Annotated in this window: 1 protein-coding gene; it reads right to left on the minus strand. The window is 38.9% G+C overall.

Annotated features, from left to right (window positions below):
- A partial coding sequence (locus tag LBD46_02780; GenBank protein ID MDR2426095.1) for a hypothetical protein occupies positions 1-7,150 on the minus strand: 7,150 nt, incomplete at both ends.

Below are 7,150 nucleotides of genomic sequence, written 5' to 3' on the forward strand. Positions count from 1 at the left end.
CAAGCGGAGGCAGAAACGTAGAATGCAGTATTTCAAGTGTTCCTACAACTATCCCCCTGAGCCATCCATCTTTAAGCCCCAGCCTATCTGCAATCCGCGAAGCCCACGCAAGCTCAAGCCCAGATTGGGTGTTGCTTTGTCCAAACGCGATCTGCATTGATTTGGCGGCAAAATTTTTTCTATTATATTTTTCTAAGCCTCTTATATCACGCGGATTATAGAAGAATACTTTTGTTTCTCTTATTATCTTCCCGTCGATTCCTATAAGTTCGACAGAACATACTCCCCTGCCGTCTTTTTCAAAATATTTTTTGAACACTACCGTATTATTTGAAGGCAGTTTTACCCTGATATCTTTATTTATATCCAGTTCTATGGTTTTGTATGCGGCTTCCATTACTTCTTTTCTTGCTTTTTTCCATTCGGCCTTTTTCAGTTCCATCGCCGCTGCGGCCTCAGCCGCCGCCTCTTTGGCATTTTGCTCTTCATTGGAAGCAGACAGCCTCTCCAAATAATCAAGATAATCTTCTATTGTAGCTTGGAGGGTTTTACCTTCTTCGGTTATTCCTATATAAACTTCTTCTCCCAAGAAACCTTCCCTCTTTTCCACTTGCACAAATCTTATATTGTCATCATCTTCATTTTCATCCGCCCGCCCGCTTGAGGTCTTTTCTTCATTAAACAAACTGAGCTGCCGCCAACTTTCTAGTGCAAGCTTTGCCTGCGGATTCTTAACATTGTGGTAAGCATGGCTGAAAATGTTATATACGATTGCCGCTGATATGGCCCACACCACAGGCATGGCAAACATTAACGAAACAGCAGCTCCGACCGCCGCTATTGCCCAAGTGCCAAAGAATATCCTTCTTGCACCGCTCATTCTCGCACGGTAGGCATCGTCCGCTGTTACCGTAACATTTCCGTTTTTGTCCGTGTAATGTTTCAATACAAATACAAGCGGAGGCAGAAACGTAGGATACAGTATTTCAATTGTTTCTACAACTATCCCCCTGAGCCATCCATCTTTAAGCCCCAGCTTGTCCAGAATCCGCGAAGCCCACGCAAGTTCAAGCTTTGCGCTGTCTTGCGGATCCGTAGTATTATTGGTATTTTCATAATCTATTTCATAGTTTTTTACAAAATCATCAACCTCAAACAAAACGTTCCTGTTTATGTACTTGTTGTAACTGAAATATCTTAAAGGGCTTTCCTCATAGTTACCAATTTCAATATTTTCATTCACAACGCCTATAGATATATAATGCAAAACATGTTCTACCCTGGCTTGCCAATTTATTCTTTCTTTTTCTTCAGTAGGATTCGTGGGATCAGCTGACATAAATTTTGTAAACGCTTTAACTCTGCGTTCTGCCGGCAACAGCAAACTGTTATCTTCGAAAGATTTATTTAAAGCGATTATTACCCATTTCAAAGCATCCATTCTCTGGGTATCATTCAAAAATAAAACTTTTTTAAAATCATACATTGGATAGCCGTTCTCCATGGGAGATTCCTTTTTGCTTTCCTCTCTGTGTGCCTGCACATTGCTGTCAAAGATTATCTTTAACAAATAATCAAACTCTATGGATTCTCCGTTTGTAAATGTGACTTTTCCTTTCTCTATTTTAACCTTGTTAAAGTCTTGCAAGTAATTTGTCAGTTTGCCGTACTCGGGCGAGTTTTCAGCAAGTATCTTTTCAATAAACTTTGTATCTTCTCCATCTTTTAATTGCTGCTTATATGCCTCTAATAACTCCTTATAACCGTTAAACCGTATGTCTTCATCTGGATACATATTCCATATCATTTCCGCTTCTTCTTTTAGAAAACGGTTTATGCCGCTTAATAATGTTACACGGACATCGAATGTCTGTAAAAAGTTAATTATGGAGTCTTTATTCCAAATTTTCAGGGTTCTCTTCTCGATAAAAATAATAATAAAATCAACAAGTAACAAAAACAAACTTTTCTGGTATGGATGGGTGAACAAATTCATTATGTTCATTATGGATTGCGCTTCCGCTTCAGGATGTTTCAAATTATGTCTCGCATGCGCATCGACAACCTTTGTGGAAACAGGCTCTAGGCTGCTCTCCGGAGGCTCTATAGGCTTTAACAGCTGTTCGGTAACTAAATAATACTCTCCGTTCTCCTCTTTTATGTCAAATTTTTCGTCTGCAAGATTTTCAAACCCGTTTGAAATATTTGCTATTTGAAATTTTCCGTTCTCTTTCGTTACAAAAATAATCGGGATTTTTTCATCTTCGAAGCCTGAAAAAAATACTTTGTCGCCTTCGTTAATCTTAGGCAGTTTGTAAACTTTATCTGACTTAGGAATTTCATTAAAATACCGCCATTTGGCATCTTTGTCTATTTCGGATAATATGAAGTCTATTATACGGTGTTCGCTTTTGTTTAAGTCAATAGTAATAACGGTAATATTGGAAATAAACACATTATTGCCGTCGACTTTTGCTCTTGTAAATTTTGAATTAAACGCTTCTTCAGACTGAAGCGCTCCGCCGCCTGCTCCGTAGAGCTGCATCCCCGTAATTCTCGAAGACATTTCAAGGCTTAACGCCTTATCGGAATTATCCTCATTTATTATTGAAATAGTATCCATGCCGTCGTAATATATCCATATCTTCTTAGAAGTATCGGCATTGTTTCCGTGGACAAATGCATTCTTCAGCATTTCCCTAAATACAAGAACTTTAGACTTAAGATCTCCAACTTCAAAATTATTGAGACTATACTCAAACAACTTCTTTATAATCGAATCAGCCAAGCTGTCTTGTATTTGCACGAGCAGTTCTCTGTCGCGTTCGTTTTCTATAGTTCCGATTCCGTCAAATTCGTTGTCATTGTACTTTATAGATATCAATGTCGTGAGTGCAAGTCCCACTTTCATTTTTTTTATTGTTTCATTAACGAAAAGCCGCGCATCAAGAGTTTTTTTAGCGAAAAGGTCTGTAGTATTTAAGACAAAAACTTGATCCGGACCAAGTTTTTGTATCAATGAGTTTTCTATATCGTCGCCGGTTTCTATTTCTAACCTGCCGGTTTTGCCGGCTGTAAGATTGTATACTGCATGGGTTGTTATGTTAAATGCAAACGTTAAAATCGGGGCAAAAAGAATTGCAAAGGGGATTGCTATGGGGGCCGTAAATAAAACTGTGGGAAGCGCTATGCCTAACGAGAAACCTGCAAGCGACAGCGTTTTTATAAAAATATTTCCTTTTACTCTCAATTTGTACGCTTGCGTTTGTTTATCTTGTTCAGACGGGCCGTCGCGACCGTAATGTTTTGAAACAAAGCCAGGCAGTAAAGATGGAATAAATTCTTTTATGTCAGTATAAAAGGCTCTTTTTGCGTCCATATATCCTTTTTCATCGGACTCTTTCGTTGTTACCGTAACATTTCCGTTTTTGTCCGTGTAATGTTTCAATACAAATACAAGCGGAGGCAGAAACGTAGAATGCAGTATTTCAAGTGTTCCTACAACTATCCCCCTGAGCCATCCGTCTTTAATCCCAAGCTTGTCCACAATCCGCGAAGCCCACGCAAGTTCAAGCTTTGCGCTGTCTTGCGGATCCGTAGTATTATTGGTATTTTCATAATCTATTTCATAGTTTTTTACAAAATCTGTTACCGGCCTTATTTGCAGTATGTGTATGTTTCCTGCTTCGTCTATCGACCACTCTATATCCGCAGGATAACCCAGTTCATTCTCCAATTCAGCGCGTATATTGTTCAACAACAGCACTTCTTCTTCTGTTAATACCCTTGCTCCTCTCTCTGCCTTATTTAACTCTACTTCTTTTGTTCCGCCTCTTTCATCAACCGTTATCTTTCCGCTTCGACCCTGCGACTTGACATACGTTATCTCCCCGTTTGTCACCTGCACCTTGTCTGCGGAAAACCTGCCTGACACTATCCCTTCTCCAAGTCCAAATACCGCTCCTATCATACCGTTTATTATTACTCCGGATTTTTCTACTTTCTCAACCATCTCCTGCACCAGTACAGCAGGCATCACAGTTAATCCGTTGTCTATCATATAGTCTATGCTGCGTTCGCTAAAAAACGATTCCCATACTTTTAATATATGTTCCACTGCTTGTTCTCTATTTACATTCAGGCAGCTTTCCCCCATTCCCGCAAACGCATTGTCTTTGCTGTCTTCCCCCACACCGCTTGAACGCACAGCATATCTTATTTTGTCGTTTTTTAAGCCCAGCGCCTTTATTATTTCTTCCTTTACCTTAAAATTATCAGTTTCTCTTATTAATTTCTGTATCCTGCTTCCTATTTCTGCTGCCTCTTTTTTATTCTTATTCTCCTTTGCCTGTTCCAACTCTCTCAATAAATTTGAGAATTCGCTTCCTTCCATGTATCGTTCAAATATGTTTTTTCCTACAGCCATCCCTCCAGGTGCAAATATCTTCAGTCCCGTTTTTTTAGGCAATCTCGCGATTATATTGTGCAAAAATCCAGATTTCACACTCTTTGAACCATATACGGACACGTCATTTAAGTTCAGGCTTTCCGATTCCACTATTTCTGCTTTTGATTCCCCTTCTTCCCGCTTTATTTTATCCGACAGCTCTTTGACCGCGGTTTCTATCTCTTTATTGCCGTAATAGTTTTTCCAATACTCAGCTTCTTCAATTAACTGTAAACCAAGCTCTGTTTGCAGGACGTTTAACCTGCTCTTTTCTGCCAAACCTCTTATTTCAATCAACCTTTCCTGGACAAATTTTATTACCTCTTGCTCCGCCTGTTTCAATATTTCTTCCACTATAGCACTGTCTATTACAGCTTTCTCAAGCTCAGCGGCCAAATCTTTTGCCAATGTGTATTTCTTCAATGCATTGAGTTCGGCTTCTATCAACCTTATTTTCGCATCTATATATTTATTGTTTATTATTGCCGTTGTCTCCGGTCTCTTGCCTATCAGTATTTCGCCGGTCGTGCCGTTTATTTCTATTGCCGCGCCTTCCTGTATTACTAATATGCCTTCCGCTGCTTCCAACACATAATATCCGTTGCTTTCCTTTGCCATATTATTTGTAATTTTTATATAACTCAACGACAGTCTTCCGTTTTCCCATCTTCCGAATTTTAGTATTCCAGTTTTATTCTTTTTTTCTCTGTAACTTATCGCGGAATGCATTACTTCACTTCCGCGCATTACTATCACACCTTCGCCAAGCCCCGCCTTTTCAATATCTCCGGGAGAAAGCTCTTCCCTTATCAGTATTTTGCCTTCCGAATTATTTTCAATATCATATGTCGCTGTCCCTTTTACCCAGTCACCATCTCCTTTTGCAAATACCGTCCCTTTCAGTATCAGCCCTTTTTCTGGTACTATATCCGCGTTTTGATTCATCTCACCTATTATTCTTTCCAATTCTTTATCTAACTTGCCGTCCGTTGACTTCTCTTGCGCTATTTTATATCCCTCTGCTTCCAATAATTCTTTTAATTGTGCATATTCTATTTCGCTTCTCTTTCCATCTATATCCACTATCTCCGCATACGCGGCTTCTATTGCACTCTCCCATCTTTTAGTTATTGCTTTTACCGCCAGCTTCCTGCCATCTTTTAATTTTAACCAGCCGCTTTTTATTTCCGTATTTCTTATTATCGCTTCTACTCTGAAAAACAAATCTTCGTAAGGAAGATTGTCTATGGCATATCCCTGCAACAGCAAGTCTCTTGCTGTATCTTTTTGCATGCGTTCAAATTCCGCAAACGCTTTTGTAAATTTTTCGTACGGATTATATTCTTTGTTCAGCTTTGCCGTTTTTGCTTCATAATCCACAGTTGCCCGCCCTTCGGCAGCATAACGTTCTATTTCCTCAGGGAACCACCTGCTTTCGGGTATGCCTAACGCATCATAAATAGGTTTAAAAACATCACGGGCGGTCTTAATTTTGTTTAATATGGATCTGCACTCTTTGTTTATTAATTGCACAAAATCCTGTAAAACTTTAACTTTCAGCTTCTTGCTGTCATTGCGAAAATCCGAAGTCTCTATTTTCGCTGCTTCTTTGTTTACTTTCTCACCGTATCCTTCTTGGAATCTGAAAACGCCGTGACGTTCTCCCGTTTCAGTCATAAATCCCACTAAAAGAAAGAATTTTTCCGCATATTCGCTTAACATGTTTTGCATATCCATCGCACTGTATCTTACCTGAATACCACCTGATATCTTATAGTCTGATATGCCAAATCCATTATTCTTTAATACTGCGGCAAATCCAAATATTCTGCCTACTCTGCTCCTTGCTATGTTGTTGTCATTGAATGCCCTTAAGAGAGCGGGATCATAAAAACTTGCTATTATCCCGTCAGATGCAGAATCTAAATTTATTATAATCTCCGCGCTATGAAACCTTCCAAGCTTAACACTACAAATTATTATATTATCACAGACATAAAACTCATCGAATGTATAATAAAATTCAGAACTCATATTTAGAGAGCCTATATTTATTACATTGGAGATGAAATTTTTTACTTGAGAACTTATTTCTCCTTCGGAGTAATTGTTCACAATTATTTTTCTTTCCTCTCTATCTTTAGAAACCATATATTTATAATCAGGATCTATTTTTCCTTCTTTCCGCAAAGACATAAGCTTTTGCAGCCCCAGCTGATGCACTGCGTTTATTAACGTGTGTATCTCGTTTATTTGTTCTAAATTCTCTTCACTCCACTCATTATTGATGTTTATATGTTTATTGACGTCTTTGTTTTCAGCCCAGTCTTTTTCTATGTTTGCATAAGCCGATTTTGCTCTGGACGCGGTGTCGGAATCTATTAACGCCAACGCTTCTATCATATCTGCGAGATATTTTAAAGCGTTATCCATATCGGACGCGCTGAGCGCGGACATAGCGGCTCTATTTGCAGCCATTAACGATTTATATCCGTTAAACTTCTTTGCTTTTTCTTTTTTATTTTCTAAATTACTCTCCTGCGTTAATTTAACGACATCAATTTTCCTGCCAGCGTTATCGGTAAATGTATTCACCTCACCTATTCTTTCATTGTCTTCTTCCTTGTTATATGTTTCGAGTTCAAGCTTTGCCTGCGGATTCTTAACATTGTGGTAAGCATGGCTGAAAATGTTATATACGAT

The organism is Candidatus Endomicrobium procryptotermitis, from assembly GCA_031279415.1.
GTDB classification, from domain to species: domain Bacteria; phylum Elusimicrobiota; class Endomicrobiia; order Endomicrobiales; family Endomicrobiaceae; genus Endomicrobium_B; species Endomicrobium_B procryptotermitis.